General features: G+C 69.3%; 22 protein-coding genes. 13 read left to right on the forward strand and 9 right to left on the reverse strand.

All coding sequences use genetic code 11. The annotated features are described in order from the left end of the window. The first annotated feature begins 29 nt into the window (after positions 1-29). Both DAT35_RS25095 and DAT35_RS25100 read left to right on the forward strand, forming a co-directional pair. Positions 30-941: a hypothetical protein gene (locus DAT35_RS25095; protein ID WP_108069660.1), complete on the forward strand. Its 912-nt coding sequence runs from the start codon at positions 30-32 to the stop codon at positions 939-941. After that, positions 938-2,326: an adenylosuccinate synthetase gene (locus DAT35_RS25100; protein ID WP_199242986.1), complete on the forward strand. Its 1,389-nt coding sequence runs from the start codon at positions 938-940 to the stop codon at positions 2,324-2,326. The genes DAT35_RS25095 and DAT35_RS25100 overlap by 4 nt, the downstream gene beginning before the upstream one ends. Before the next feature lie 47 nt (positions 2,327-2,373). On the opposite strand, the gene DAT35_RS61845 is transcribed toward DAT35_RS25100, so the two are convergent. Continuing rightward, positions 2,374-2,499: a hypothetical protein gene (locus DAT35_RS61845; RefSeq protein WP_255415204.1), complete on the reverse strand. Its 126-nt coding sequence runs from the start codon at positions 2,497-2,499 to the stop codon at positions 2,374-2,376. A 212-nt stretch (positions 2,500-2,711) separates the two neighbouring features. Between DAT35_RS61845 and DAT35_RS25105 the strand changes: the two genes are divergently transcribed. Further along, positions 2,712-4,250 (forward strand): Tox-REase-5 domain-containing protein, encoded by a 1,539-nt coding sequence (locus tag DAT35_RS25105; protein WP_233261690.1) that lies wholly within the window; start codon positions 2,712-2,714, stop codon positions 4,248-4,250. A gap of 13 nt (positions 4,251-4,263) precedes the next feature. Beyond that, complete coding sequence (locus DAT35_RS25110; RefSeq protein ID WP_108069661.1) at positions 4,264-5,016, forward strand: Imm52 family immunity protein; 753 nt, start codon at positions 4,264-4,266, stop codon at positions 5,014-5,016. Positions 5,017-5,031: 15 nt separating this feature from the next. Here DAT35_RS25110 and DAT35_RS25115 read toward each other — a convergent pair whose 3' ends face one another. The 3 genes from DAT35_RS25115 to DAT35_RS25125 form a co-directional block, all read right to left on the reverse strand. Further along, on the reverse strand, positions 5,032-5,577 hold the full coding sequence (locus DAT35_RS25115) for a hypothetical protein (protein WP_108069662.1): 546 nt from the start codon (positions 5,575-5,577) through the stop codon (positions 5,032-5,034). Positions 5,578-5,706: 129 nt separating this feature from the next. Next, positions 5,707-6,702 carry a Gfo/Idh/MocA family protein gene (locus DAT35_RS25120; protein ID WP_108069663.1) on the reverse strand — a complete coding sequence of 332 codons (996 nt, stop codon included), beginning with the start codon at positions 6,700-6,702 and terminating at the stop codon, positions 5,707-5,709. A gap of 11 nt (positions 6,703-6,713) precedes the next feature. Further along, positions 6,714-7,694, reverse strand: coding sequence for a zinc-binding dehydrogenase (locus DAT35_RS25125; RefSeq protein ID WP_108069664.1), 981 nt, complete (start codon positions 7,692-7,694; stop codon positions 6,714-6,716). A gap of 297 nt (positions 7,695-7,991) precedes the next feature. Here DAT35_RS25125 and DAT35_RS25135 point away from each other — a divergent pair, with 297 nt between their 5' ends. Next, positions 7,992-9,779 carry a hypothetical protein gene (locus DAT35_RS25135; RefSeq protein ID WP_146209875.1) on the forward strand — a complete coding sequence of 596 codons (1,788 nt, stop codon included), beginning with the start codon at positions 7,992-7,994 and terminating at the stop codon, positions 9,777-9,779. Between the two features lie 157 nt (positions 9,780-9,936). After that, a complete protein-coding gene (locus DAT35_RS25140; RefSeq protein ID WP_233261702.1) occupies positions 9,937-11,517 on the forward strand; it encodes a glucosyltransferase domain-containing protein in 1,581 nt (526 codons plus the stop codon). Between the two features lie 13 nt (positions 11,518-11,530). Here the strand turns inward: DAT35_RS25140 and DAT35_RS25145 are convergent, their stop codons facing one another. Further along, positions 11,531-14,254 (reverse strand): TIGR02266 family protein, encoded by a 2,724-nt coding sequence (locus DAT35_RS25145; protein ID WP_199242987.1) that lies wholly within the window; start codon positions 14,252-14,254, stop codon positions 11,531-11,533. 299 nt (positions 14,255-14,553) lie between these two features. Between DAT35_RS25145 and DAT35_RS25150 the strand changes: the two genes are divergently transcribed. The 5 genes from DAT35_RS25150 (at position 14,554) to DAT35_RS25170 (ending at position 19,606) form a co-directional block, all read left to right on the forward strand. Continuing rightward, positions 14,554-14,859 carry a hypothetical protein gene (locus DAT35_RS25150; RefSeq protein ID WP_108069668.1) on the forward strand — a complete coding sequence of 102 codons (306 nt, stop codon included), beginning with the start codon at positions 14,554-14,556 and terminating at the stop codon, positions 14,857-14,859. 2 nt (positions 14,860-14,861) lie between these two features. Further along, positions 14,862-15,287: a hypothetical protein gene (locus tag DAT35_RS25155; protein WP_108069669.1), complete on the forward strand. Its 426-nt coding sequence runs from the start codon at positions 14,862-14,864 to the stop codon at positions 15,285-15,287. Positions 15,288-15,587: 300 nt separating this feature from the next. Beyond that, entirely contained in the window at positions 15,588-16,619 is a 1,032-nt protein-coding gene (locus DAT35_RS25160) for a MoxR family ATPase (protein WP_108069670.1), read from the forward strand. A 9-nt stretch (positions 16,620-16,628) separates the two neighbouring features. Then, positions 16,629-17,507 (forward strand): DUF58 domain-containing protein, encoded by an 879-nt coding sequence (locus DAT35_RS25165; RefSeq protein WP_108069671.1) that lies wholly within the window; start codon positions 16,629-16,631, stop codon positions 17,505-17,507. Next, positions 17,504-19,606 (forward strand): BatA domain-containing protein, encoded by a 2,103-nt coding sequence (locus DAT35_RS25170; protein WP_108069672.1) that lies wholly within the window; start codon positions 17,504-17,506, stop codon positions 19,604-19,606. Before DAT35_RS25165 ends, DAT35_RS25170 begins: the two co-directional genes overlap by 4 nt. A gap of 4 nt (positions 19,607-19,610) precedes the next feature. Here the strand turns inward: DAT35_RS25170 and DAT35_RS25175 are convergent, their stop codons facing one another. Beyond that, a complete protein-coding gene (locus DAT35_RS25175; RefSeq protein ID WP_108069752.1) occupies positions 19,611-20,003 on the reverse strand; it encodes a response regulator in 393 nt (130 codons plus the stop codon). A 133-nt stretch (positions 20,004-20,136) separates the two neighbouring features. Here DAT35_RS25175 and DAT35_RS25180 point away from each other — a divergent pair, with 133 nt between their 5' ends. Together DAT35_RS25180 and nagZ are read left to right on the forward strand one after the other, a co-directional pair. Further along, complete coding sequence (locus DAT35_RS25180; protein WP_108069673.1) at positions 20,137-21,774, forward strand: CocE/NonD family hydrolase; 1,638 nt, start codon at positions 20,137-20,139, stop codon at positions 21,772-21,774. Between the two features lie 168 nt (positions 21,775-21,942). Then, complete coding sequence (gene nagZ / locus DAT35_RS25185; RefSeq protein ID WP_108069674.1) at positions 21,943-23,052, forward strand: beta-N-acetylhexosaminidase; 1,110 nt, start codon at positions 21,943-21,945, stop codon at positions 23,050-23,052. 17 nt (positions 23,053-23,069) lie between these two features. On the opposite strand, the gene DAT35_RS25190 is transcribed toward nagZ, so the two are convergent. The 3 genes from DAT35_RS25190 to DAT35_RS25200 all read right to left on the reverse strand — a co-directional run bounded on the left by DAT35_RS25190 (position 23,070) and on the right by DAT35_RS25200 (position 24,304). Next, the gene (locus DAT35_RS25190; protein ID WP_146209876.1) at positions 23,070-23,345 is read right to left on the reverse strand and encodes a hypothetical protein; all 276 of its coding nucleotides are present in this window, start codon (positions 23,343-23,345) and stop codon (positions 23,070-23,072) included. A 68-nt stretch (positions 23,346-23,413) separates the two neighbouring features. Further along, positions 23,414-23,824 carry a hypothetical protein gene (locus tag DAT35_RS25195; RefSeq protein ID WP_108069676.1) on the reverse strand — a complete coding sequence of 137 codons (411 nt, stop codon included), beginning with the start codon at positions 23,822-23,824 and terminating at the stop codon, positions 23,414-23,416. A gap of 171 nt (positions 23,825-23,995) precedes the next feature. Further along, positions 23,996-24,304 (reverse strand): hypothetical protein, encoded by a 309-nt coding sequence (locus DAT35_RS25200; protein ID WP_108069677.1) that lies wholly within the window; start codon positions 24,302-24,304, stop codon positions 23,996-23,998. Between the last annotated feature and the right edge of the window lie 376 nt (positions 24,305-24,680).

A 24,680-nucleotide genomic window follows, 5' to 3' on the forward strand; every position in this document is an offset into this window, starting at 1 on the left:
CGGCTCGCCGATACGAAGGAACACGGACCATGGGATACGGCAACTACAGCAACGACGCACACGAGGCGCTCCTTCGCGATCGCGCCCAGATCCCCACGCAGCAGGTCTTCCAGCAGAAGGCCTGTCACCCGCTGATGAACCCGAAGGGCGTCCGCCTTCGCGAGAGCCGCGACAGCGCGGAGCATCCCAATTCGCTGGGCGTCGTCTTCGCGCTGGATGTGACGGGCTCCATGGGCGCCATTCCCAAGCTGCTGGCCACGGAGCTGCTGCCCAAGTTCATGAAGGTCCTCACCGACTGCAAGGTGCCGGATCCCCAGCTCCTCTTCATGGCCGTGGGCGATGCCACGAGCGACAGCGCCCCCCTCCAGGTCGGACAGTTCGAGTCCACCGCCGAGCTGATGGACCAGTGGCTGACCTGGTCCTTCATCGAAGGAGGCGGCGGAGGCACGGGCCATGAGACGTATGAGCTCGGCCTCTACTTCCTGGCCCAGCACACCGAGATGGACTGCTGGGTGAAGCGCAAGAAGAAGGGCTACCTCTTCATGACGGGGGACGAGCTGCCCTACCCCATCCTCTCCAAGCACATCGTCGAGGGAATCATCGGAGACAGGCTCGATGACGACCTGAAGGTCGAGGAGGTCGTCGCCGAGCTCCAGAAGACCTTCGTCCCGTTCTTCGTGATTCCGGACCTCGAGCGCCGCAGGAAGTGCGAGCGGAGGTGGAGGGACCTGCTCGGGGACCATGTGCTGTGCATGGAGTCCCCCCAGGACATCTGCTTCGTGACCGCGGGCGCCGTCTCTCTCCACGAGGGACTGGTGAAGGACGTGGATGGGCTGAGCCGCGTCCTGCGGGATGCGAACGTGCCCGGTGACCGGCTGGCCGCGACCATCCGCGCGCTGACGCCCCTGGCCGAGGCGCTCGGGCGCAACGCCGTCAAATGACGGGCCCGCGCCGGCCGCGCGCCTCCATCGTCATCGACCTGGGCTTCGGTGACGCGGGAAAGGGACTGCTGACCGACTTCCTGGTGAGGCGAACGGGAGCGACCGTCGTGGTGCGGTACAACGGCGGCGCCCAGGCGGGACACAACGTCGTCACGCCCGAGGGCCGGCACCACACCTTCGCGCAGTTCGGTGCGGGGACGTTCGTTCCGGGCGTCCGCACCTTCCTGTCCCATCCGGTCGTCATCCACCCCACGGCCCTGTTGCTGGAAGGCCGGGCGCTGCGAGACAAGGGAGTGGGCGACGTGTTCTCGCGGCTGCGCATCAGCGAGCGGGCGCGCGTCATCACCCCCTTCCACCAGGCCGCCAACCGGCTGCGCGAGCTGGTCCGCGGTGAGTCGAGACATGGGAGCTGCGGCGTCGGCGTCGGGGAGACCGTGCAGGACGCGTTGGAGCACCCGGAGGATACCCTGCACGCGGGAGAGCTTCGAGACGCGGCTCGGGTACGGAAGAAGCTCCAGCGCATCCGCGAGCGCAAGCACGAGGAGCTGCGCACGCTGTGGAGCGCCCTTCCCGCCGGGCCCGGAGTCGAACGCGAGCGGGCCGTCTTCGAGCTGAAGACCGTCCTCGAGGCGTGGCTCGAACAAGCGATGCACGTGGTGACGCTCGGGCTGGTGGCCCCCGATTCGACGCTGGCCACGTGGATGGCCGAGGCCCCGGCCACCGTGTTTGAGGGGGCCCAGGGTGTCCTGCTCGACGAGTGGCATGGCTTCCACCCATTCACCACCTGGTCGTGCTGCACCCCAGCGAACGCGCTGGCTTTGATCGCCGAGAGCGGGCTGGACATCGACGTCGAACGGATCGGCGTCCTGCGCGGCCACACGGTCCGCCATGGCGCGGGGCCCCTGCCCACCGAGACGGAGACCCTCCGGCCCCTGCTGTCCGAGCACAACGTCCACAATGCGTGGCAGGGAAGCGTCCGTTACGGCTGGTTCGATGCGGTGCTGGCCCGGTACGCGCTCGACGTGGTGGGCGGAGTCGATGCGCTGGCCATCACGCACCTCGACATGCTGGAGCGGCTGCGCACCTGGAAGGTCTGCGCGGGCTACCAGCACGAGCCGATGCCGGGGGACTCCGAGCTCATCGAGCATCGCACGGAGGCGGGGCTCGTCACCCGGCTGGCCGTGCCCACCATCCCATCTCTCGAACGGCAGGCCCGGCTGGCCGGGTGGCTCGCACGCGTGACGCCCCAGCTCGAGGAGTGTGAGCCGGAGGAGGACGCCGTCCTCGGCCACCTCGAGCGGCTCCTGGGGAGGAGCGTGGACCTCGTATCACGTGGACCTCGAGCGAGTGACGTCTCGCTCCGCACCCTCCCGCGAAGGACCTGACCGCCGCGGCCGATGCCGAAGTACGTGAAGCCCTCGTCACGCGCCCGCTACGGGTCGAACACGTTGCGGCCATCGAAGATGACCGGGCTCTTCATCACCGTCTTGAGCCGCGACAGATCCGGATGACCGCGCGCCGATGCGGACGGAGAAAACCCATCGCGCTGAACGCCCATGGCTCTCCCTCCCCTCCGCCTGTTCCCAGAAGCGCGTGGCCCCTCGGGTCCCCAGGTCCGTCGGAATGGCATGCGCACGAACGAGACACCGCCTGCCCGCCGGTGGGCAGGCAGGCGGTAGAGTCCTCGATGAACGGTAAGGGAGGTACAGCTTGTCCACTCGCCCCGTTGACCTGCCTCTCTTGTGCACACGGCTTCGCTCCGAAACGGGCGTGGGTGGAGCAGTCCTCCTGGCCCTGGCCGTGGTCGTGCTACTCGAAGGGTGCGCCACGGGCCATCCGCGCGGGAGCCTGACAAGCGGCTCCGGGTTCCACTCACGACCCTCCTCGCTCCGCTACAGCACCGGGCCCTTGCAGCCAGCCTCCACTCCCGCGCCCGAAGAGGCGGCGGGGAGCGCGGACGGTTTCCCCGAGCAGATGATGGACGCCTTCCAGGTAGCGCAGGAGGCCAGTGGCCTGGGGGAAGAGGCCCGGCACCCGGCCGGCGCGGCGCTCTACCTGGAGCAGGCGCGCCAGCTTCTGGGCCAGTTGGCGAAGACACGTGTGACGCAGCGGAGCTTCGCCCCGCGCCGGGTGCTCTACTGGCTGCTGCGCGAGGTGCTCGCGGGTGGCGAGCGCGTGGAGTACGAGGATTTGAAGTGGCGTGCCGAACGCTTCCGGCTTTTGGTGATGGTGCGCCCGGATGGCTACCTGGTGGCAGCGCTCACCGGCACTCCCCTTCAGCGCATGGGCCCACTCGAGCTGGTGGGGGGCGAGTGGAAGGTGGGCCGCCTCGCGGTGGGCGACTTCTACTTCTCACGCGGTGGCATCTTCTACCCGGTCACCGAGGCCCTGCGGCGCGCGGACGGCCCGCCCCTGGCCGAGCTGGGCCTGGGGAGAGACCCGCTCAACGCCGCGCTGGACGGAGCGCAGGACGCCATGGCGGAGATGGCGGTGGCGCTTGCCCAATCCATCCGCCACCCCATCCGCACCTTGGTGGACCTCACGCAACTGCCCACCACGGTGGCGCTCCTCATCGCCTCCTCGCCCGACTACTTCGCACGTTACGGCGCCATGTCCCGGGAGGACCAGATACGCGAAGCCGCGCGTCTGTCCACGCACATACTCATGATGCTCGGGGGCGCAGAGGCCACGCTGGGGCGCATCAGCGGGCTCGGAGCCGAGCTGCCAGTGCTCTCGCTCACGGCCGAGGGCGAGATGGTGCTGGGCCGAGCCGTGGTGGCAGGAGGCACGACGGCCACCACGGTGGGCATGGACCTCGGAGGCCTCTCCGTCCTGCACATGGCGGGGCGGGGTCAGGGGAAAAGCGGCGGCGCGAGCAGCAAGGCGGGCAAGTCCACCCAGAAGGCGTCGCCGAAGGGACCCGGTCAGTGGACGTACAAGAAGCCCACCAACGAGTCCAAGAGTTCCCAGGACTACCAGGAGCAGATAACGGGACGGCCCGCCTGGTACGTATACATGGTGGGCATCGTGGAGTTCGACGGCTTCAAAGGCCTGGAGTTGCTGGAGGCCAAGGGTCCCGGATACCTCGCCTTCTTCAACCCGGATGGCACGCCCAAGTCCTGGTACGTGAAGTCCGGAGGGTTCGACGAGATGATGACACAAGCCAGGAGGCAGTCACAGGCTGCCCAGCAACTGGGATTTCCAGTCGCCTGGCATGTCGCCGATGCCAAGGTCGCGGAGTTCCTTCGTGAGGAATTCAAGAGTGAAGGATGGAAAAACATCACCGTCCACTACACACGAGCGCAGTAGAGAAGGAGCACGCATGCAGACAAAGCCAGAGGGCTATTACGTGGGAGCATACTGGGGCCCGCGCAAGGAAACAGCGCTGGAGTGCGGCCGGCACGCGGAACTCTTCTTCCATATGCTGGCGCGGTGTGACCCGTCCTTCACCCACTGGTACCACGCGGGTCGAGGTAGCCCCCGAGAACTGCCGGGCTGGCCTGTCCTCCCGGAGGTGGAGGAACTGGAGAAACTCCTCCTGAAGAGCAGGAACCGCACGGACGTCGGCAAGAAGGTCATCGAGGCTCTGGGCTTCAGCCGGATCATGTGGAATGCGAAGGAAAAGCCCACCTACCTTTCCATTTCTTGCGGTGGATACTCCCCTTGGGGTGGCCCCAACAATTGCCTGCTCAAGCCAGACAGGCAGGGCGAGGTGCGGGAGCGGCTGCTGCGCGTGCCAGTGCTCACCGAGGTGCTCACCAGCATGGCCACCGCCTGGGACCCCGACTTCGCCATGGCCAGCTCATCGGAGATGGTAGACCAGGTGGAAAAGGGAGATTTCGAGGTGCGGGTGGGCTGGCTGACATACCTGTCGCGCCGTCTGGGTACTCTACCGCCGCTGCCCGCCCCTGTGCGCATCGAGCCGGTGGGCGCGCTGGGCTGGCTCCTCGTCCTCTCCCCCGAGCCCATGACGGCGAGCAACCCCGAGCATGTGGCATTCACCGTGCGCGTGCGCGAATTGCTCGACCGTGCGGGCCTCATCGCACGCCCGAAACCCGAGCCCCTCGGCAGGTGACACCGGGCCAGGGCCTCACAGCTTTCCGCGGACGACCACGGTGCGGTGTCCCAACTGCTCCGTGACCTCTCGGATGAATTGCTCCGACAACGGCGCCCAATCCCAGAACTCGAGGCCCAGGAAACCGAAGCCCCAGGGAGCATCCCCGGTCCACTCCGTCAGCCGCTCCGCCACCCCACATACCGGGCAAACATAGGGGACAGTGTCCTCTCCGCGACACCAAGCATCCGCTGCGTCACTCCACCGCTCCCACGACTCACCGTCAGGTTCGAACCGGACCCCGCATGCACCGCACGTCAACTTGAGAGGCATTTGGAAAAAGACATTTCGCCTCACCACGAACTCGAGACCTTTGACTGTTTTGGTATAGAGGTTGGGCTCCTCAAGCGTGGATTGATACGCGGGACCCGGGCGATGGATCCACTTGCCCAGAAACTCCCTCTTGCGCGTAGCCTCGATGACCTTCCGCTCCGCAAGCCAGACCCGCATCCGCTCCGCGAGGCGGGGCGCCTCGGCCTCCGAGACATCGCGGTCAGCGATGATTTCGTACCAATTGCCCATGACCTCAAAGGTAGTGTTTCCAGGCGAGCAGGTCAAACTTCCTGGCTGGACCGCGCAAGTCTCATCGAGCGTCCAGAGCCCGAGCCCGCTGGCTGGTGACACCCGCAGGGACTCGGGTCCGGACCGGCCTCAGCCGTAGATGCAATCGAGCGCATCCGCGACATGGACGAGGCACTCGGACTCCGGCTCGAAGCGCACACCGTGGGCCAGACGGGTGGCCCAATCCACGGCGGCCCGGCCTCCCCACGCATCCGGAGGATCCGCCAGGCGCTCGCGCCGGGTGCCCCAGAACAGGTCCGCCGTGAAGTCGTAGAACGAGCCATTCACGTTGCGGAACGTGGCGCCCCCCTTCGTCCCATAGAAGGAGGCCTCGATGACGGCATCGCACCCGGCCGGCAGCTTCCAGGAGCAGGCGAGCTGAACGGCCGTGCCACTGGTGAGCTCCAGTTGCGCGGCGGCGTAGTCCTCGACGGCCTCCCCACGCCGGCGCAACGGGCGGCCCTGGGCGAAGAGCTGGCTCGACACGCGGCGCACCGCGGGGAAGCCCAGCACCCAGAAGGCCAGGTCCACCAGGTGGATGCCCAGGTCCATCACGCACCCGCCGCCCGCGAGTTTCGGATCATAGAACCACGCCTTGTCCGGGCCGTAGGCGTTGTGGAAGACGAGGTTCACCGCGTAGATGTCGCCCAGCGAGCCTCCATGGATGCGCTCGCGCAGCTGCCGCATCCCCGTGGTGAAGCGGTAGCTGAGATCCACGCCCAGGAGCCGATCCGCGGCACGCGCGGCGTTCACCACGTGCCTGGTCTCCTCCACCGAACGTGCGAGGGGCTTCTGGCAGAACACCGCCACCCCGCGCTCCAGCGCGCTCACGGACTGCTCCGCGTGGAACGCACTGGGAGTGGCGATGACCAGCCCATCGAGCCCCAGCTCGAGCAGCGCGTCGAGTGAGTCCACCCGCTCGCTGCCCGGTGTGAGCGTCTGCGCCTCCTGGGCCACCGCCGGAACCGGATCCGCCACGCCCACCACCTGGGCCATCTCACTCTGGACGATGGCCTCCATGAGGTTGCGTCCAATCCACCCCACGCCCAGGAAGCCGAGTCTCGGGCGGGGCGAGGTCTTCCTCATCGAGTGTCCATTCATACAGTGATGAGCGCCTTGAGGAAGCCGTCGGGACGCATGCGCATCATCTCGAAGGCCAGATCGAGCTCGTCCAATCCGAAGCGGTGGGTGAAGAGCGGGAAGGGATCCAACCTACCGGAGGCGATCTCGTCGACCGCGAGCCGGATGCCCTCCACGTAGACCTTGGGATCGCGCTCGTGCGCGTTGATGACGTCCAGCCCGCGCCAGTTCCACAGTTGCATGTTGACCCGGCGCGGCCCGTCCTGGTGGTAGCCCGCGATGATGAGCCTGCCGCGCTCGCGCGTGAGCTCTCCGGCCAGGTCGAGCGGCCACTGCTCCCCAACCACCTCGATGACCCGCTCGCAGAAGCCTCCCTTCGTGAGCGACTTCACACGCTCCACGATTCTGGAGTGGTCATCCATGGGGATGCACTCGGAGGCACCGTACGCGCGGGCCAGCCCGAGCGCATAGGGCCTGCGGGAGATGGCGAGGACACGCGCTCCGGCGTTCACCGCCAGACGCGTCACCAGCGCACCGAGGAAGCCAATGCCGATGATGGCCACCGTCTGCCCGGATTGGATGTCACCGCGGCGGAAGATGTTCATCGCGCAGCCCAGCGGCTCACCCGGGAAGGGCTTTCCGGCGAGCGAGGGCGGCAACAGCACCGCCGAGTCCGTCTTCACCACGTCGTACTCGGCGCACGCGGCCGAGGACAGGGTGGCCACGCGATCCCCCACCTTGAGGCCGGTGACGCCGCTGCCCACGGCATCCACCACCCCCCAGCCCTCGCGGCCCGGCGCCCCGGGATGCATCGGGTAGCGGAACCACTCACGCCCCTCCCAGGCCAGAAGGTTGGACCCGCCCAGGCCGCAGCCCTCGAGCTTCACCCGCACGGAGTTCGGCCCCGGCTCGGGCCGTGCCACGCGCTCGACCCGGGCCTTCTTCGGCGCGGCAATCACCGCCGCCGCCATCGTCGCGTTCGACATTCCCGCGTTCATCTGTCCTTGCCTCCGCCATGTCTGCGTGTGGAGTGGCCCAGTGTGGCCGGGCCAGGCTCCAGGGCAATCGACCCTCGGGACCACGGGCCTCGGGCGTGAGCGGGTGAACGCCACCAATGCCATCTGCTACACGAGACCGGCACCAGGCGCGTCGGACAATCAACCCTCGGCCCCCCGGCGCCGGGCGCACGGATGGATGCCTGCACACCGGGCGCGCACTGCACGACACCGCACGTTCCGGAGGTGGCCCCCCTATCTTCCCGTGAATCCCCGCGGTCAGGAGGGGGAGACGACTCCATGCTCGTCTACGGAGACCATGAGCGCGAGGTACAGCCAGCCGAGGTGCTCGCTTCTCTTCGTAAGCATTTGCGTCGAATGGACGCCCTGCCCGCCGGCATTGCCCGTCATGAAGCGCTGGTGGCCCTGCTCATCGAGGCGGGCGAGCTCGCCCAGGGCTTGCTCGATGCGCACTTCGCCGAACGGCGTCAGGACGAGCTGGACCCCCAGAGCATGGCGTGCCTCGCGCTTCCACAAGCCCTCGCTCGTGCGCTCCGGAACTCCCACGCGAGCGGCTTCGTGCGCTACGGCCAGGTCCCCGACGAGGTGCTCGACACGCTCGAGAGCCTGGAGCTGCCGGAGCGGGTCACCCTCAAGATGCCCGAGGGCTACGCCTATGACGCGCTGTACCCGGAGCTGTATCTGGAGGCCGCGCGCTCGCTCCGGCTGCTCCCGCGCCCACCGGTGGTGATTGGCATCCGCGGCATCGGAACGAGCCTCGCATGTGTAGTCTCGGCCGCGGCGGCGACGGCGGCGCCCCCCTTCACCGTGAGGCCGGAAGGGCATCCCTTCCAACGAACCCTCAGCCTCGGGCCCGAGCTGGAGCGGGAGTTGCTGGCCCGAGCCCGGGAGTCGCACGTCGCCATCGTGGATGAGGGACCCGGGCTGTCGGGCAGCTCCTTCGGCGCGGTGGCGGACTTCCTCCAGGACCGGTGCATCCCCGAGGACAGGTTGCTCTTCTTCCCGAGCCACACAGGGGAGCTCGGTCCCATGGCCAGCGAGCCTCATCGGATGCGCTGGGCGCGGGCTCGCCGGTACACGGCCAACTTCGATGCGCTCTTCGTCCACCCGAGCGACGCCCGCGCACCGCTCCTCGGCTGGGTCGAGGATCTCACCGGCGTCGCCGTCGCTCCACTCGTGGATATCGGCGGCGGTGCGTGGCGGCGCATGCTCTTCCCGGACGAGCGCGACTGGCCCGCGGTGCACGTCCAGCAGGAGCGGCGCAAATACCTCCTCCTGGCCGAGCGCGGCACCTACCTGCTCAAGTTCGCCGGCCTCGGCAGCTACGGGGAGAAGCGGCTGATGCGCGCTCGCCAGCTCTCGGACGCGAGCCTGACACCGCCCCTGGAGGGACTGAGGCACGGCTTCCTCGTGCAGCGGTGGCTCGAGGGCGCACGGCCCCTGCCGCTGGCACACGGGGTCGATCGCGCGGAGCTCGTGGCGCGAGTGGGGGCCTACCTGGGATTCCGGGCCCGCCGCTTCCCCGCGGAGCCCGGGCGAGGTGCCTCGCTCGCGAAGCTCTGGGAGATGGCGCGCTACAACATCGCCCAGGTCCTGGGCGACGGTCATGCCGAGGCGCTCGGCGTCTGGGCCTCGAGACTCGCTCCGCTCTCCGCCGAGGTTCGCCGGGTAGAGACGGACAACAAGCCGCACGCGTGGGAGTGGCTCGTGCTGCCGGATGGGCGGCTCCTCAAGACGGATGCGGTGGATCATCACGAGGCGCATGACCTGATCGGGTGCCAGGACGTGGCCTGGGACGTGGTGGGCGCCGCGGTGGAGCTCGGACTGGACGCCGCCGAACAGGCCATCCTCGCCGAGTACGTGGAGCGCGCGAGTGGCCACGCAGTCAGTGCCGCGCTCCTGGACTTCTACCGGCCGTGCTACCTGGCCTTCCAGCTGGGACACCATGTGATGGCGGCCTCGGCGCTGGAGGAGGTCGTCCCGGAGGAATCCGCGAGACTGCGCCGGGCCGCGGAACGCTACACCTCTCTGCTGAGTGGCCCCGCGCCCACGGCCTCCTTCGCGTAGCGGCGCGACGTGCTCGTGCTGCGTGGAGCTCGAGGGGCACTGGCCCTGGCGAAGCGCGGAGCTGCGAGGATTGGGGCAGCAACGACGTGGGGAAGAACCCCGGGCTCGCGAGGAGCAACCTCCCCTGGAGCATTGAGTCCGGTGTACCTTCATCGTGATGATGGGTGCACCCTTCACGCAACGCCGGGCCAGCCTCGGTTGGACGGCCGCGTTGCTCTTCTTCGTCCCGTTGGCCACCTATTGGAGCACGATCTTCCATCGGTATGGGATGCGCGATGACTACGCGATCCTCCGGGAGGCTCGCGAAGAGCCCGGGAAGATTCTGAAGGTCTGCTCGTCGATCGGGCGGCCCTTCTATGGCTGGCTCCTCGAGACCTCCACACGTGCGGCCGGAGGAATCGACGGCCTGTGTTGGATGCGGCTGGCGGCCGCCGTGTGCCTGGGCCTGCTCGGCTCCTCGCTCTTCCTGTTGCTGGTCCAGGAGGGCTGGAGCTTGCCGATCGCGGCACTGCTGGCGGCTTCCCTGACACTGACCCCCTCCGCGCAGGTGATCGCGAGCTGGGCGATCTGCTGGCCGCAGGCCCTGGCGTTGTTGCTGGGAACGGGCGCGTTCGCGCTCGCCTCGCGGGGAATGCGTTGTCCACCAGGTGCGCGAGCACGGTGGGGCTGGTGGCTCCTCGCGGCGCTCACCATGGCCTCGGCGACGCTCACGTATCAGGCGAGTGGTCTGTTCTATGCCGTCCTGCTGGCGGCCTCGCTCACGGTGCGGCGCGACGACACATTGAAGGAGACGCTCCAGCGGATGGCGCGCCATCTGTGTGTCATGGGCGTGGGACTGGGCCTGGCCTTCCTCACCACCCAGATCCTGTATGTGACCGGGGTGTTCACTCGCTCGCCGCGGATTGCATTCGAAACCCACTGGCTGAGCAAGGCGGGATGGATGGTGACCGACGTCCTCCCCCATGTGCTGGCGCTGATCGTTCTCGATGACACTCGCGGCACCCCGTCCGTGGGGTACCTGGCCATGGTGGTGCTGACCCTGACGACCGTCACCCTGGGAATCGTGCTCGAAGGACGCCGTGCCGGAGCCACCGGGTATTGGCGCTGGCTGCTGGGCCTGGTGACGCTGTCCGGCGCGGCCTGGTGCGTGAGCTTCCTCGCGGGAGAACGCTGGCCGACCTACCGCACGCTCTATGCGCTCACCGGCGTGTGGACCGTGTTCTTCGCCGCATCGCTCGTGAACCTGGGAGCCCTCCGGCCCTCCAGAGGCCAGCAGCTGGCCACTGCCCTGCTGGGAGTCTTCGCCATTGCGGGCGCCCTGCTCGGGCACCGGCAGTCCTTCGAGCTGTTCGCGGCACCGCAGGGCCGCGAGCTCGCGCTCATGGAAGAAGGTGTGCGGCAGATCGCCCTGGCAAAACACCCACGGGTCTTCGTCATCACCGCCCGGCAGAACGACACGTCCGCGCCGCTCCGGTATCTGGATGAGTTCGGCTCCGTCTCCATCGATACCGAGTGGGTGGCCAAGGAAGTGTTGAAGATGCTCCTGGCGGAGCGGTTCCCGGACGTGCAGGAGAGGAACAGCCTCTACCGGTTCGCCGCCGGCGCGAGCGCCCCAGAGCCGCGCGCCTATGACGTGGTGATCGACATGCGGAGGCTCCGCCAGGCAGGTGGAGACTTCCACGCCCAGCTCGACTCACACGACGCGAGCAGCCGGAAGGACGTCCGCTCCACTCAATGAGCGGGCGCGGGGGTCAGGCCTTGCCGACGACCTTCTTCAGGAAGCCCCAGAAGCGGCCCGAGCGCTCCTTCAGCTCCTGGCCCCGCCGCTCCTCCGCCGCGCGCGCCGCGTCCGAGGCCACGCCCAGCCGCTGCCGCAGCTCCTCCGGCGTGTAGCGCGTCGCCAGCGTCGCCTTCATCTCCTTGCGCGTCGAGTACTCCAGCGCATTGACGTGCAGCACGCACTCCGAGTCCAGCCGCAGCGTCACCGCCACCCGCACCGAGCCCTTCGGCCCCTTGGGCAGGCCCTCGAGCCGCACCGTCCCCAGGTACTCGTTCGCCGAGATGTGCGTGTCCTCTCCCTGGAAGATGGACAGCTCCATCACCTCTTCGTTGTCCCGCGTCGTGGAGATGGCGAACGAGCGCTGCGCCGGCAGCGGCGTGTTGCGCTCGATGACTCGCGTGAACGCGCCGCCCGGCATCGCCACGCCAATGGTCATCGGCAGCACGTCGATGAGCACCACGCTGCTCACCTTGTCCACCGCGTTCGAGTACAGCGCCGCGCCCAGCGCCACCGCCTCGTCCGTGTTCACGCCCGCGTGCGGCGGCTTGCCGAAGACTTCCTTCAGCTTCTCGCGCACCAGCGGCATGCGGCTCTGCCCACCCACCAGGAGGATGTCGTCGATCTCCGCCGGCCGCATCTTCGCGTCCAGCAGCACGTCGCGCACCACGTCCAGCGTGCGCATCACCATCGGCAGACACGCCTTCTCCATCTCCGCCCGCGTCAGCGTGACGTGCAGGTCCTTCGGCTGCCCCGACTCGTCCATCATCAGCATCGGGATGTGGACCTCGTAGGTGTTGGCCTCGGAGAGCGCCACCTTCGCCCGCTCGGACGCATCTGTCACCCGCGACAGCGCGATGCGGTCTCCCTGGAAGGACACCCGCTCCGCCTGCTGGAAGCGCTCCAGCAACAGGTCCACCAGCACGTTGTCGAAGTCCATGCCGCCCAGGAAGATGTCGCCGCCCGTGGCCAGCACCTCGAAGACGTTCTTGTCGATGCTCAGGATGGTCGCGTCGAAGGTGCCACCGCCCAGGTCATAGACGAGCACCTTCTTGGAGACCTCCCGGTTGAGCCCGTACGCCAGCGCCGCCGAGGTGGGCTCGTTGAGGATGCGCTCCACCTTCAGCCCCGCCATCCACCCCGCCCGGCGCACCGCCTCGCGCTGCGGCTCCGAGTAGTACGCCGGCACCGTCACCACCGCGCGCTCCACCTTCTGCCCCAGGTGCTGCTCCGCCAGCTCCTTGCACTCGCGCAGGATGATGCCCTGCACCTCTTCCAGCGACAGCACGTTGTCGCCCATGCGCACCGCCGCACGGCCTCGGGCGTCGGGAACGATTTCGTAGTGGAAGCGCTCGCGGACCTGGTTCACCACCGCGCTGTCGAACGGGCGGCCCACCAGGCGCTTCGCCCCGTAGATGGTCTGCTCCGGACGCAGCAGCACCTGGCTCTTCGCTCGGTGGCTCACCAGCAGCTTGCCCTGCGAGGAGATGGACACCACCGAGGGAATGGTGTTGTAGCCCTCGCGCGAGCGCAGCACCGTGGGCTTGTTGTTCACCACCACCGCCACGCACGAGTTCGTGGTGCCCAGGTCGATGCCGATGACCGGGCCCTTGCTCTCGATGTTCGCCGGCGGCGTGAGGAAGACGGTGCGCACCTGCCCCGGCGAGCTCTTGGGCTCGGGAGGCAGCGGGGCCGCCGGCTTCGCGGCCACGGGAGCGGACGCAACGGACTGCGCCATGGGCTGCGGTTGGGGCTGCGCAGGAGGAGGCGCCGCCGGAGCCGGAGGACGTGCCACGGGGGCGGGGGCCGCGGGCTTCCTCGCGGGAGGCCTGCGGGGCTGCTGCCCCGCCACCGGCCTGGCGAACTCGAGGGGCTCGTCATCGTCGGACGACTCCAGCTCGAGCTCCACCGCGCTCCCGCGCTGCGCGGTGGCCGCCGCCGTGGGCCGAGGCGGGGAGACGGGTCCGGACGTGGCCGCCGCCGAGAGATCGGCCAGGTCGAACTCCTGCATGCTCCCGGACTGGCGCGGTGGGGGCCTCGGGACGGGCGCGGGCTCTGGAGCCGGGCTCGCGGGCGGGGGCGTGCTGGCGATCAGCTCATCGATCGGAATGTCGACGGCGGTGACCGGCGGTGGAGGAGGGGGCGTGAGGGGCTCGGCCGGGCGGGGCGCGGCGACGGGCCGCGTACCGGGGGCCACGGGTGCCACGGAGGGAATCCCCGACACCGCGGGCACCACCGGGGCCACGGGCGCGGAGACCGGTGCCCTCACGGGGGCCACGGCCGAGGCGGACACCGGTGGTGGAGTCCAGGCTGGCGCACGCGGGGCCTGCGCGGCCGGGGCCGGGGCGGCCTGGGCGGACGTCTCTCCCTTGCGCTGCAGCATCCGGTCGACGAGCGCCTGCGAGGGTGCGTCCAGCTCCGTGAACTGGATGCCCATGCCCGGGGGTCCGGACAGGTCCTCGGGAGGCCGCACCCAGCGCACCACCGCCGAGCCCTTCATCACCCGCACGCCGTCGGCGATGCGCACCTCGAACTTCACGGGAGTGCCCACCGGTTGCGGCTCGCGCGAGCGGATGAACATGCCCCCGGGGCTGATGTTGACGGCGAACTCCTCGACGAAGCTGCCGATGTCCGTGTGCTTGAGCTTTACCAGCAGGCCCACGGCCTTGCGCTCCGTGGTGCGCCGTCCCTGATCCATGCTCTGACTGTCGCGGGTCCCACCCTCGCGCTCAAGTCTTTCTCTCCTCCCACGCCTGCCTGCCCGCCGCTCGCCCGGCACAGGTGCGCACATGAGCGACCCGGGCCCACGCATTTCCCCCTCGAGAGACGTGCCCGGCAGGCACCCAGGTGCGCGACCCATCGGGTTCTTCGCGCTTTCTCGGGAAAATTCCTGCTTCCCTAGGAGTCGGAATGCCTGCCCGGGGGAACAGCAACTCCAGCGCCGCCCGCTGGACGACTTCCGTCAGCCGCCCAGATTCGAGGGAGGAGGTGGTTCCGATGGCCGAACGCCGCAACATCTACGGAGGCGTCAACTCCAGGACCGGAATCCGAAACATCGAGCGGGAGATCCGCAAGGAGGTGGACCAGGCCCGATCGCGGCCAGCGCTCACCGAGCTGTACAAGCGCGCGGGCTACCTGGTGACCCTGACGCATGCCCCCTCATGGCGGAAGCACTTCGGTACCAGGGTGAAGGAGCTCCGTGACACCGCGCGACACGAGTTCTCGAGCACCGTGAGGAAGATCAATCGTCAGGCAAAGCGGGTCGGTGTCGAGCCCAACTACGACGAGACCTGGGGACGGTAGCCATGGCCGGCAGACACACCATCAAGCCCACGGAGTCGAAGTTCAAGGGCGGCGCGGAGCAGACCTACGTCACCTACGACCTGCCCCAGCGGACGCGCGGCGGCAAGACGGCGCTCTACCCCAAGGTGAAGCGCGTCTACATCGCGGGGGACATCGAGGGGTGGAAGGTGGGCGACTTCGAGAAGCGCTCCGGACGCAAGGTCCACGGCGTGCGAATCGACTACGCCCAGCAGCGCGCGGGATACGCGCGCCGCAGCTTCGCGGCCCGTCGCGGGTCGACCCGTTACCAGGTGTCTGGCGCACGGGTGGAGCCCGGGGAGAGCCACTTCTCCAAGGTCGTCGAAGTGCCGGCGAAGGCGCAGAACGTTCGCTTCCGCGGCACTCGGCTTCCTCAGCGCTACCAGAGCGCCTTGCAGAACGTGCATTGAGGCCGCACACTGCCTCGTTCAGCTTCGTTCCCTCGACCACCAGGTCGAGCCACCGCGTCCAGACAGAGGCTCCCTGGGCATCATGGTGGGCAGGCACCGGGACGTCATGCCCACCGGCATCCCCAGGGGATGGGGGGTCACCGGCACCCCCGGGGGGCATCCTCGGCTGTCGGAGGGCGAACGAACGTCCGATGGCAGGAATACGCGGATGCCCGAACGGTTGGCAGGCCACGTTCGACCCGCGGCCTCGACGGGAACCCCTTGGACCGCGAGCCTCCCGCGATTAAGAAAACCCCCCTCATGGAAAACGCCGCCCCCACCTCCCCACCGCCCGCACCGGAAGCCACTCGCGAGGATCTCCAGGCCGTCGAGGAGCTCGCCCGGGCCAAAGCCCAGATTCAAGCGCAGATCGAAAAGCGCGTCGTGGGGCAGCGGGACGTGGTGGAGCACCTGCTCATCGCACTCTTCGCCCGCGGCCACTGCCTCTTCGTGGGCGTGCCGGGCCTCGCCAAGACGCTGCTCATCTCCACCCTGGCGGATGTGCTCAACCTGTCCTTCAACCGCATCCAGTTCACCCCGGACCTGATGCCCTCGGACATCACCGGCACGGACATCCTCGAGGAGGACAAGGCCACGGGCCACCGCGCCTTCCGCTTCCTGAAGGGGCCGCTCTTCGCCAACATCATCCTGGCGGACGAGGTGAACCGCACCCCGCCCAAGACGCAGGCCGCCCTGCTGCAGGCCATGCAGGAGTACCGCGTCACCGCCGGCGGCCGCACCTACCCGCTGGAGCTGCCCTTCCTCGTCTTCGCCACGCAGAACCCCATCGAGCAGGAGGGCACCTACCCGCTGCCCGAGGCCCAGCTCGACCGCTTCATGTTCCTGGTGGACGTGGGCTACCCCACCGCCGAGGAGGAGGTGGAGATCGTCAAGTCCACCACCGGCGGCTCGCAGCCGAAGCTGGAGAAGATCCTCTCCCCCGAGCGGATTCTCGCGCTGCAGGAGCTGGTGCGGAAGGTGCCGGTGCCGGACCACGTGGTGCGCTACGCGGTGGAGCTGGTGCGCCACACGCGGCCCAAGGAGCCGGGGACACCGGACTTCATCGCCCGGAGCGTCTCGTGGGGCGCGGGCCCTCGTGCGAGCCAGTACCTGGTGCTGGCGGCCAAGGCTCGCGCCATCCTGAATGGGCGCTTCGTGGCCTCGGTGGAGGACGTGAAGGCGGTGGCCCGGCCGGTGCTGCGCCACCGCGTGCTGCCCAACTTCACCGCCGAGAGCGAGGGCATCACCTCGGTGAAGCTGGTGGACCAGCTCGTCGCGCTGGTGAAGGGATAGCGCCCGCGCATGCTGCTGGATGCCCAGACACTGGCCCGGCTCCAGGGCGTGAAGCTGCGCGCCCGCGCGGTGATGGAGGGGGTGCTGTCCGGCCTCCACAAGAGCCCGCACCAGGGCCAGAGCGTCGAGTTCGCCGAGCACAAGGAGTACGCGCCCGGTGACGAGCTGCGCCACCTGGACTGGAAGGCCTACGGCAAGTTCGACAAGTACTACATCAAGCGCTTCGAGCATGAGACGAACCTGCGCGCGGTGATGGTGGTGGATGCGTCCGCCTCCATGGGCTACCGCAGCGGGGCGCTCTCCAAGCTGGAGGTGGCCACCACGCTGGCGGGCGCGCTGTGCTACCTGCTCGTGCGCCAGCAGGACGCGGCGGGCATCGCCCTGATGACGGACGGGCGCTTTCAGGACGTGCCTCCACGCGCCTCGGCCGGCCACCTCAACGTGTTGCTGGACGCGCTCGAGCACGCCACGCCCACCGGTGGGACGAACCTCCTGTCCGCGGCGGACCACCTGGCCGAGGTGCTCCCGCGCCGCTCCTCCGTCATCGTGCTGTCGGACTTCCTCGACGAGAACCAGGACTCGCTCAAGCGGATACTCGCGCTGCGCCAGCGCAAGAACGACGTGGCGGTGTTCCACCTGGTGGACCTGGCGGAGCTGACCTTCCCCTTCGATGACCCCACGCTCTTCCTGGACATGGAGGGCGAGGGCCGCATCGAGGTGAACCCGCGTGAAATCAAGGAGAGCTACCTGGAGGAGTTCGGAGCCTTCCTGGCGAACGTGAAGTCGGCCTGCGCGGAGGCGGACGTGGACTACGAGCTGGTGCGCACCGACGAGCGGCTGGACGAGGTGCTGCTGCGCTTTTTGGGCAAGCGCGGGAGGCGCCGGTGACCTTCGCGCACCCGTGGATGCTGCTGGGCGCGCTGGCGGCGTTGATTCCGCTGCTCGTCCACCTCTTCGATCGGCGGAGGCCCCGGCCCCACCCCTTCGGGCCCCTGGCCTTCGTGCTGCGCAGCCAGAAGCGCACCGCGAGCCGGCTCAAGCTCAAGCGGCTGCTGCTGTACGCGCTGCGCACGTTGATTCTGCTCGCGTTGCCGGTGGCGCTGGCGCGGCCGGAGCTGAAGCGGGACGTGGCCGCGGCGGCGGTGGCGAAGGGCCCGGCGGCCACGGCCATCGTGCTGGACGCGTCGCTGTCCATGCGCTGGTCGGACGGCACCTCGCTCTTCGAGCACGGCCGGGAAGAGGCCCGAGATGCGCTCGCGGACCTGCGGCCCGAGGAGCCCGCGACGGTGCTGGTGTGCACGGGCTCGCCCCTGCCGCCCGCGGCGCCGGGCTTCGACCGCTCGAAGCTGCGCCAGGTGATTGACGAGGCCCGGCCCACGTACGCGGCGGCGGACCTCTCGCGCTGCCTGGACCTGGCGGCGCGGGCCCTGGAAGAGAACCCTATGGCGGGCAAGCGCCTGGTGGTGGTGTCGGACCTGACGGCCGGCTCCATGCGCCTGGAGTCGCCACCGCCGACGGTGAAGGGCCCCACGGGCGAGGTGGTGCGTCCCGAGGTGGTGCTGCGCGACGCGGCCAACGGAAAGGACTCGCTGCCCAACCACGCGCTGGTGGACCTGAAGGTGGAGCCCGCGCTGCAGGCGGGCCCGCGCGCCTTCCAGTTCACCTTCACGGTGAAGAACTTCGGCGACAAGCCCCTGAAGGACCTGGAGGCGGCGGTGCGCTCGGGCGACACCACGCTGGGCAAGGGCTTCGTGGACGTGCCCGCCAACGGCACGGCGCAGAAGTCGCTGACGGTGCGCTTCCAGCAGGGCGGCACGGTGACGGGCTACGGAACGCTGACGCCGGACGGGCTGGCCGAGGATGACCGGCGGGCCTTCGTGCTCACGGTGCCGAGGCCCCTGAAGGCCCTGTTGGTGAACGGAGCGCCGAACGCCACGCGCTACCGGGACGAGGCCTTCTTCATGGAGGCGGCGCTGTCGGCCCCGGGCTCGCCGGTGCAGGTGGCGATGCGGGACGCGGAGGCCGGGTGGCGCGAGGACCTCGCCAACTACGACCTGGTGTACCTGCTGAACGCACCGGCGCCGGACGAGGCGGGGGCGGCGAAGCTGCGGGCCTTCGTGGAGAACGGCGGAGGGCTCTTCATCAGCATGGGCGACCACGTGGACCCGGAGGCGTACAACACGCGGCTGGGCGCGCTGCTGCCGCGCAACCTGCGGCTGGTGCGCACCAGTGTGGAGCGCGACGACCCGGACGCGGACGACAAGGCCGCGAAGCTGGCGCAGGTGAAGGTGGAGCATCCGCTCTTCGCCCCCTTCACCGGCCGGGCCGAGGAGGGCCTCGTGGGGGCCCGCTTCTACCGGTACATGCTGCTGGAGGCGGACGGGAGCGGTACGCCCCAGGGCGCCAGCCAGGTGCTGGCCACGTACGAGGACGGCGCTCCGGCCGTGGCGGTGGCGCGGCGGGGCAAGGGCCGCGTGGCGCTCTTCACCAGCACGGTGGACCGGGACTGGAGCGACTTCCCCATCCGCACGAGCTTCCTACCGCTCATGCAGCGCTTCGCGGCGTACCTCGCGGGCTCGCTGGAGGAGCGTGAGGAGCAGAAGGTGCGCGTGGGTGAGACGCTCGCGCTGCGGCCCGAGGGCTCGCAAACGGTATCGGCGGTGAAGGCCCCGGACGGCGCGGAGGTGCCCCACAAGCCTCAGCCGGACGGCACCGTGCTGGTGGGGCCGGTGGAGCAGCCGGGCACGTTCTCGGTGCTGGGCGGAGACGGCAAGCCGGTGAGCGCGCTGGCCTTCGCCGCGACGCTCGACCCGGCCGAGAGCGACTTGAGCCGGCTGCCGCAGGACGCCCTGTCCGCCCACTTCGGCGAGGAGACGGTGAAGGCCTCGAGCTCGGATTCGGAGCGTCCTCCCGTGCCCCTGTGGACATGGCTCATCGTGGCCGCGGCGCTCGCCTTCTTCTTCGAGGGCACGCTGCTGCGCAAGTAGCGCCTCACGCCCCCTCGGTTGCATGCACGGGGGGCGGTAGGAGTGGCTCGGGCAGTTTGTCGATCGCCCGGGCCACGGCATCCTCGAACTCGTCCAGCGGACAGCTCTTGGAGAGGACGTGGACTCCTGGAATCCGGGGAGCCCGCCGGGTGCTGTGCAGGATGATGGGAACGCCCTCGAGTCCCGGCTCATGGAGGAGGCGCAGGCAGAGCTCGACCCCGTCCATGTGAGGCATCATCCAGTCCGTCACGATCAGGTCCGGCCGCTGCTGGCGGGCCTTCTCCAGGGCTTCCAGGCCATCGTGCGCATGGATGACCTGGTAGCCGATGACCTCCAGCACGTCCGTGTAGAGGTCCAACAAGTCCGGCTCGTCGTCGACCAGCAGTATCGTACTCACGGAGGTCACCCTGCTTTCCGGAGCGCCTGGGCTGGATGGCCAGCTCGCGCCCCTCATCTCTTGATCAATAGAGATGAGTGGCCCAGTCGTCAGGTGTCACCATACGCGGCCATGGCCATCCTCATGAGCGGCCATGACCATCGCCAGCCGTGTCCTCGCACGTCTCTTGGAGATGCCCCCCGCGGACACCTACGACATCACCGTCGAGAAGGATCTCGAGGTGCCGATGCATGATGGGGTCAAGCTGCTGGCCGACCGCCATGCCCCTTGCGGGGGTGGCAGGCTTCCGACGATCCTCGTGCGCTCGCCCTATGGGAGGCGGGGATTCTTCGGTTTCCAGTTCGGCAGGATCCTCGCCGAGCGCGGCTTCCAGGTGCTCGTCCAGAGCTGCCGAGGCACCTTCGGCTCGGGCGGGCAGTTCGACCCGTTCCGCAACGAGCATGCCGATGGCCTGGCGACACTCGAATGGCTGAAGAAGCAGGACTGGTTCTCCGGCGAGCTCGCCACGCTCGGGTCCAGCTACCTGGGCTTCACCCAGTGGGCGCTCGCCCGTGACGCGGGGCCCACCTTGAAGGCGATGGTGGTCCACGTCACTGCGTCCGAGTTCCAGGGCCAGACCTACGCGGGCGGCGCCTTTTCGCTCGGCACCATGCTCTCCTGGGCCCACATCATCCGCACCCAGGAGAAGCCCGGGTTGGCCCCCCTGCTCGCGCAGCTCGGCGCGAGCCGTAAGCTGAAGCCCCTCTTCCAGCACCTGCCGTTGAACGAGGTGGACGCGCTCGCGACCGGAGAGCGGGTGCCGTTCTTCCAGGATTGGCTCGAGCACAACGCACCGGAAGACCCCTGGTGGAAGCCCGTGAACTTCAGCGGCTCGGTCCCCGAGGTCACCGCCCCAGTGCATCTGATTGGCGGCTGGTACGACATCTTCCTGCCCTGGCAGGTGAAGGATTACGCGGCGCTCCGCCGGGCCGGCCACGCGCCCTACCTGACCCTCGGACCCTGGAGCCACTCCTCGCTCAAGGGAGTGGTGGCCACCGCGCGCGAGTCCCTGGTGTGGCTCCAGGCCCATCTCAAGGGAGACCGTCGCCGGTTGCGCGAGGCGCCCGTCCGCCTCTTCGTCATGGGCGCGAACGTCTGGCGCGACTTCTCCGAGTGGCCTCCGCCCGGCACTCGGACACAACGCTGGCACCTGCAACCGGAGCGGGGCTTCGCGCCCGCAGCTCCCGCGGCCTCGGAGCCCGATCGCTTCCGCTACGACCCGGCCGACCCGACTCCCAACGTAGGAGGACCGCTTTTCACCAACGAGGCAGGCCCGAGGGACAACCGCGCGCTGGAGGCCAGGCCCGACGTCCTCACGTACACCAGCGCGCCCCTGGAGAAGGACCTTGAGGTCATCGGCCCCGTCCAGGCCGAGCTCTTCATCCGCTCCAGCCGCCCGCACACCGACTTCTTCGTCCGCCTGTGCGACGTCGACCCCTCGGGCAGGTCCACGAACCTCTGCGATGGGTTGCTGCGGCTCGTCCCCGGAGGGCCCGCCTCCGAGCCCGATGGCACCCTGCGCGTCTCCATCGACCTGTGGCCCACCGCCCACCGCTTCCTCGCGGGCCACCGCATCCGGCTCCAGGTCTCCAGCGGCGCCCATCCGCGCTTCACCCGCAATCCCGGCACCGGGGAGCCCCTCGCCACCGCGAAGACGCTGGTCCCGGCGGACCAGACCGTCTTCCACGACCCTTCACATCCCTCCGCCCTCCTGCTTCCCGTCATGGGTTGAGACTCCTCTCCGGGCCCACCGGCGGGAGGGGGACTGCTGGCCCGCCCGGCTCCCCTCCCACCGAGTGCGGCATTCCTGACGGATGGGCAGGCAGCCACGTACGGAGGCTGGCATCCACTGCGCTCTTCCCTCCCCGTGGGGTGGAGGGCGTGAGAAGGTAGGACTCCTATGAGCAACGCCCTCTACCGGGACTGTGCCCGGCTCTTCATGGTGGGTTTCCCCGGCGCGCGCATCGACGACGACTTCGCCGCGCTGATGGACGACGGCATCTTCGGCGCCATCCTCTTCAAGCGGAACGTGGGGAGCGCCCAGGAGACGGCCGCCCTGTGCCGCGACATCAAGTCACGCGCCCGCCGGCCCTTCATCCTCTCCGTGGACCAGGAGGGTGGACGCGTGGCCCGGCTGCGCGGCGCTCCCTTCACCGCCCTGCCTCCCATGCGGGAGCTCGGCCAACGTGGAGACCTGGCGCTCGTGGAGCGCATGGGCCGGCTGCTCGCGCACGAGCTGCGCGCGGTGGGCTTCGACTGGGACTTCGCGCCCGTGCTGGACGTGGACACCAACCCCGCCAACCCCGTCATCGGCGACCGCAGCTTCAGCCGCGACCCGGACGAGGCAGGGCGCATGGGCGTGGCGCTGGCGCGCGGCCTGGAGGCCGGTGGCCTGGCCTCGTGTGGCAAGCACTTCCCCGGGCACGGCGACACCACCTCGGACAGCCACCTGACGCTGCCCCGGCTGCCGCACGACATGGAGCGTCTGCGCCGCGTGGAGCTGGTCCCCTTCCGCGCCTTCGCCCAGGCGGGGCTCGCCTCGCTGATGACGGCGCATGTGCTCTTCGACGCGCTCGACCCGAAGGTGCCCGCCACCATGAGCCACCGCGTCCTGCACGGCGTGTTGCGCGAGGAACTGGGCTTCGACGGCGTGCTCGTGAGCGATGACCTGGAGATGAAGGCCATCGCCGACCACTACTCGGTGGAGGAGGCCGCCGTGCAGGGCACCCTGGCCGGGGTGGACCTGTTCCTCGTCTGCCACCGTGCGGACGTGCAGCGGCGGGCCATCGAGGCGCTGGTGCGCGCGGTGGAGTCCGGCCGCGTGCCCCGCGCTCGCATCGAGGAGGCCCACCGCCGTCTGGCCCGGCTCGAGGCCCGCTTCGCGCACGGCCCCGAGGACCGGTTGGCCACGCTCGGCGATGCGCAGCACCGCGCGCTCGCCGAGGGGCTCGCCAGCGGCTTCACCGGGAAGGACCCCACCGAGGTGATGCTGGCGTCCCGTCCGGCCTGACCGGGACGCTCGCCCGGCTATTGGGAGGGAACGCCCGCGTCCGCCGGGCCCGGAGTTCCCGCGTCATGCGCCGTGGCTCCGCCCCCCTTGGTGCCCCTGGTTCCCTTGTGCGCGCCACCGGAGCCGCCAGTACCCGAGGGCTCCTCGGTGCCCGCGCTGCCCGAGCCACCCGTGCCCATCTGGCCCTGCGCTTCGTCCTCGGCTCCCCGCTGGGTGTTCGTGCACCCCGGGAACAGCAGGGAGGCTGACGCCAGCGCCCCCACCACCATCCACTTGCGACAACGTCCGCGCATCTCCGCCCCTCCGTCGTTCCCTGCATCCACAGGGGTTCCAGTCGCGAGCCACCGCGGCCGGACTGGCGCTACGGCGCTTGCTTGATCAGCGGATTCGTCTTCTGCCCCGAGGGCTCGCGGGTCTCTCCGGGGAGACTCTGCGCCGCGGGCTTTTCGTTCGAGGGTCCAACGCCCTTGCCCGCGGCGCCGCTGCCACCCAACCCCGTCTCACCCAGCCGCTGAAGCAGAGCGCGCTCGCCGGCATCCATCCGCAAGGAGCGGCCCTGAGTGCCGTTCTTGTCGGGCGTCCGGGGGTCGATGCTGTCGGGGATGTCCCGGATGGTCCCGTTGTAACCAGCCAGGGACGGTTCCCGGACGAAGCCGGGGGGGACCTCGTAGTTGCCTCCCGTCCTCGGCAGGGCTCCGCATGCGGCCACCAACCACGAGGCCGACGCCAGCGCTCCCACCACCCACCACCGTTTGAAACCTCTGTCGTGCATGTCCGTCTCCCGGGACCACGTCCAGCGCCTTCAGGGATGGGCACCCGGAGGCCTCCAGACCACCAAGCGGGTCTCCGGCGAGGGCCCGCTCGTCCGGCCGTCCTGCGACGCGGGCAGCGGGCCCATGGACCGCTCCCGGTGAGGCGCTCGCGTCTCTTCTGTCGGAGGGCTCTATGGGGGAACCCGGCCCGGCACCGCCGGCTCCTCGGGCTGATAGTCCGTGCTCGTGGGCGCGACCGACCGGGCGACACCCGAGCCCAGCTCGACGGCATGGGTCCCCTGGATCCACGCCCCATTGGGGCCGGCCCGCAGCGGCTTGCCCGTCCCGAGCGAAACAGCGGCCTCGGCATCGAATGAAGAGGGCGGGAACGGAACGCGTTCGTCCTGCCGCAACCAGAGCGTCTCCCGCGCCTGCTCATCGGACTTGAGCTGGGACGGGGGAATGGCCTTCTGCCGCGCTTTCTCTGCCGCCGTGCTCAAACCCGCTCCGCCTGTACCTGGCCCGGCCTTGTCACCGGGTGTGAGGGGGATGTGGCGAGGGAACCCGGTATTGCGGGACCGGAGGAGGCGGACATACGAGCCCTGCTCGTTAGGGCTGTAGTCCCCCTGCTGAGAGTTTTGAGCCCAGGAGCGTCCACCATCCCCGCCGCACCCCGCGAGCAGGGCCGCTCCGGCGAATGCACCGAGCAGTGCCAGCCTCACACCCGTCTTCCGCATGACCGCCTCCCGGTCGGGTCCGTTCCCTACGGACAGGGGTGGCCATGCGCGCGGAAGACCGGTAGCGGCGAGCGGCCGGGCGAGAGTTGCTCGCTCGCACGAGGACTGGGGGAGGCGAGGGAGAGGGCATGAACGAGCC

Origin of the sequence: Vitiosangium sp. GDMCC 1.1324 (assembly GCF_003044305.1) — a bacterium.
Classification (GTDB): domain Bacteria; phylum Myxococcota; class Myxococcia; order Myxococcales; family Myxococcaceae; genus Archangium.